The organism is Kribbella sp., from assembly GCF_035655035.1.
Classification (GTDB): domain Bacteria; phylum Actinomycetota; class Actinomycetes; order Propionibacteriales; family Kribbellaceae; genus Kribbella.
Genome location: NZ_DASRVN010000516.1, coordinates 1 through 3,157 on the forward strand (window position 1 = coordinate 1; position 3,157 = coordinate 3,157).

Genomic DNA, 3,157 nt, shown 5'->3' on the forward strand with positions numbered 1-3,157 from the left:
CCGACGATGAGGAGGTCCTTGCCCTCGTAGTCCTGCTCGATCCGCCCGGCCAGTTCCCGCAGCTTCGCCAGGATCTGGTCCTCGGTGTAATGGATCGTGCTCAGGTCCTTCTCGATGTCCGAAGCATCCACGGCGTCAGCCTGTCACATCTAGGTCGTGTCCGGTAATTCCGCGCCGTCGCGAGGAGGTGCTCGGTGCGGTAGCTCGGCGCGCGGGGGCGAAGGTCTCGATGCGGAGCATCGTGGCCTTTGCACCCGTGCGGCGAGATGCCGTGCCGAGTGCCCCGCAGTAGGCGGGGAATTGCCGGACACGACCTCAACCCAATGCGATGAATCCGCCCCGGCGGACGGCTCGGATGCCTTGTGGTAGATCGATCCAGCGTTGGCCGCGCCAGTCGGTGGCCAGCGCGTCGACGGCCGCCACGTGCCCGGCGGTGAGGTCGGTGGCCCGGCAGCCGGCCTCCAGCGCGGCCTGTCGCAGTACGCGCGAGCGGACCGCGGAGGGCTCCTCCAGCAGTACGCCGACGTCGCAGCGCACCTCGCCTTCGCTACGGCTCAGTGCGGTCTCGGCAGCGTCCGCGGCGAGCTGGTCGAGCGCGTCGGCGTCCGCCCGGAGCAGACCCGCCGTACGGGCCAGCGCCTCGACCACACCAGGCCCCAACGCCTCCTCCAGCACCGGGAGCACCTCGTGCCGCACCCGGACCCGCGCGTACTGCGGGTCGTCGTTGTGCGGGTCGTGCCACGGCCGCAGCCCCGACGCGATACACGCAGCAGCCGTGGTAGCCCGGGGCACCTCCAAGAACGGCCGCCGCAGCAACCCGACCGCCGGAGCCATCCCGGCCAACGACCGGGCGCCAGACCCGCGCCCTAGCCCCAGTAGAACAGTCTCCGCCTGGTCATCACGTGTGTGGGCCAGCAGCACCACATCCGCTGCCAGCTCGTCCGCAGCATCCCGCAGAGCGTCGTAGCGAGCGGCCCGAGCCGCACCCTCCGGGCCGCCCTCATTGCCCACGGTGACCGCCCGGACCAGTACAGGCTCCAGCCCGACGGACCGGCACTGCTCAGCAGCCGCCTCCGCCACCTGCGCCGAGTCGGCCTGCAGCCCGTGATCCACCACGACCGCCCCGGCCCGCAGCCCGAGTTTGGGCGCCTCGAACGCGGTAGCAGCCGCCAGCGCCAGGGAGTCGGTCCCGCCGGAGCAGGCCACGAGCACCGTCGTACCCTGCGGCAACTCGGCGAGCGTCGCCCGGACGGCCTCCCGCGTCCGGGCCACCGCCGGGTGCAGCTTCCCGCGCCGGTGCTCGACCAGTTCCTCCGCGCCCCGGCCCGCGACGGGCTCAGCCGTGGAGTCGGGAGACCCAGGCATCGGGGTTCGCGATCTCGTTCTTGGTCGGCAGTGTGTTCGGCCCGGTCCAGACCCGGTTGAAGCCCTCCATGCCGACTCGGTCGACGACCCGGCGTACGAACGCCGCACCGTCCTTGTACTGGCGCAGCTTGGCGTCCAGCCCGAGCAGCCGCTTCAGCAGCTGGTCCACCGGGTTCCCACTGGCTCGCCGGGAGGTGAACTTGGCCCGGATCTTGTCGACGGTCGGGATCACCGAGGGCCCGACCCCGTCCATCACGAAGTCCGCGTGGCCCTCGAGCAGCGACATGACCGCGGTCAGCCGGTCCAGCACCGCACGTTGCTCCGGCGACTGCATGAGGTCCACCAGGCTCAGCTCGGCCTCACCGCGCAGAGAGCGTCCCAGCCGCTGCACAGCCTCCCGGAACATCACCGCGTACGCCGAAGCGTCCAGCTCGGCCTGATCGAGGAACAACGCGATCTCCGACCGCAGGTGGTCCCGCAGCCACGGCACCGCGGTGAACTGGACCCGGTGCGTCTCCTCATGCAGACACACCCACAGCCGGAAGTCCCGCGGTACGACGTCCAGCTCGGACTCCACGTGTACGACGTTCGGCGCCACCAGCAGCAACCGCCCGGTCAGACCGGGGCGGTCCGGGTCCGGTTGCGCCGGGTAGAACGGGTCGAACTGGCCGAGCACCCGTGACGACAGGAACGCCAGCAGCGCGCCGGCCTCGATCCCGGTCACCCGTGAGCCGACCGCGGACGCCAGCATCGCCCGGTCCGCCTTCTCACGCAGCTTGTCGGCCAGCGGCTGCAGCACGGTCCGGAAGCCGTCCGCGTTCGCCTGGACCCAGCCTGGCCGGTCCACGATCACCACGGGCGCGGTGGCCGACGTGGCCTGCAGCCCGGTGAACTCCCGGACGTGTCCCTCGGACTCGGCAGCGAACTGCCGCAGGTCGGCGACCACCTGGTCCGCCTCCGCACGGCTGACCGCCGGGCCCGGGCGCACCAGCTTCCGCGCCACACCGGTCGCCAGCTGCCAGTCGACCATCTCGGTCGTGGTCCCGCCTTCCGCCGTACTCATATAACGACCCTAGGCCATCTCTCCTAATCCCACGCCGTCGCGAGCAGGCGCTCGGCGGAGCGCCTCCGAGCGGCGCGCAGTAGGCGTGGGATCAGGAGAGATGGCCCGGCATGTCCCAGCAATCAGCAGCCGCAGTTGGCGAGCACGGCCGTTGCGCGGTCGAGGGCCGCGCGGGCGTCGAGGGTCTTGGGCACCGGGACGGTGTCACTGGCGATCGCGAAGACGAGGAGCGTGCCCGTGCGGTCAAGGGCATAGCCGGCGAGGCTGTGGACGCTCGTGAGGGTCCCTGTCTTCGCGTGGACCAGCCCGGTCCCGGCGCTGGTACCGGGGGTGGTGAACCGCTCGCCCCGCTTGAGGCTGCCGTTGAACCCAGCGATCGGGAGACCGCTCAGCAGGTGCCGTAGCTCCGGGTGGTCCTTCGACGCGGCCACCCGGACCGCACCGGCCAGCAGGTCGAGCGGAACCTTGTTGGCCCGTGTCAGGCCACTGCCGTCGTAGATGGTCGCCTTCGACACGTCCAGGCCCAGCTTGGTCAGTGTGGCGCGCACACCCTTCACACCGCCGATGTAGGAGCCACCGTTGCCGGTGGCGATCCCCACGTGTCGCAGCAGCGTCTCGGCGCCGTCGTTGTCGCTGTGCAGGTTGATGTACTCCACGATCTGTCCGAGCGTCGGCGAGTTCACCTGAGCCAGCAGTGCCGCGCTGGACGGCGCGACGACCGGCTTGACC

Annotated in this window: 3 protein-coding genes; all 3 read right to left on the reverse strand. The window is 71.0% G+C overall.

The annotated features are described in order from the left end of the window. Positions 1-315 precede the first annotated feature (315 nt). A complete protein-coding gene (gene tilS / locus VFF46_RS28205) occupies positions 316-1,365 on the reverse strand; it encodes a tRNA lysidine(34) synthetase TilS (protein WP_325040252.1) in 1,050 nt (349 codons plus the stop codon). After that, a complete protein-coding gene (locus tag VFF46_RS28210) occupies positions 1,337-2,428 on the reverse strand; it encodes a zinc-dependent metalloprotease (RefSeq protein WP_325040253.1) in 1,092 nt (363 codons plus the stop codon). Before VFF46_RS28210 ends, tilS begins: the two co-directional genes overlap by 29 nt. Positions 2,429-2,550: 122 nt before the next feature. Continuing rightward, a partial coding sequence (dacB, locus tag VFF46_RS28215) for a D-alanyl-D-alanine carboxypeptidase/D-alanyl-D-alanine endopeptidase (protein WP_325040254.1) occupies positions 2,551-3,157 on the reverse strand: 607 nt, incomplete at its 5' end.

Excerpts from the sequence above, each read along its gene's own strand:
- VFF46_RS28210 (WP_325040253.1), bottom strand. The coding sequence starts at position 2,428 with ATGAGTACGGCGGAAGGCGGGACCACGACCGAGATGGTCGACTGGCAG.
- tilS (WP_325040252.1), bottom strand. The coding sequence starts at position 1,365 with ATGCCTGGGTCTCCCGACTCCACGGCTGAGCCCGTCGCGGGCCGGGGC.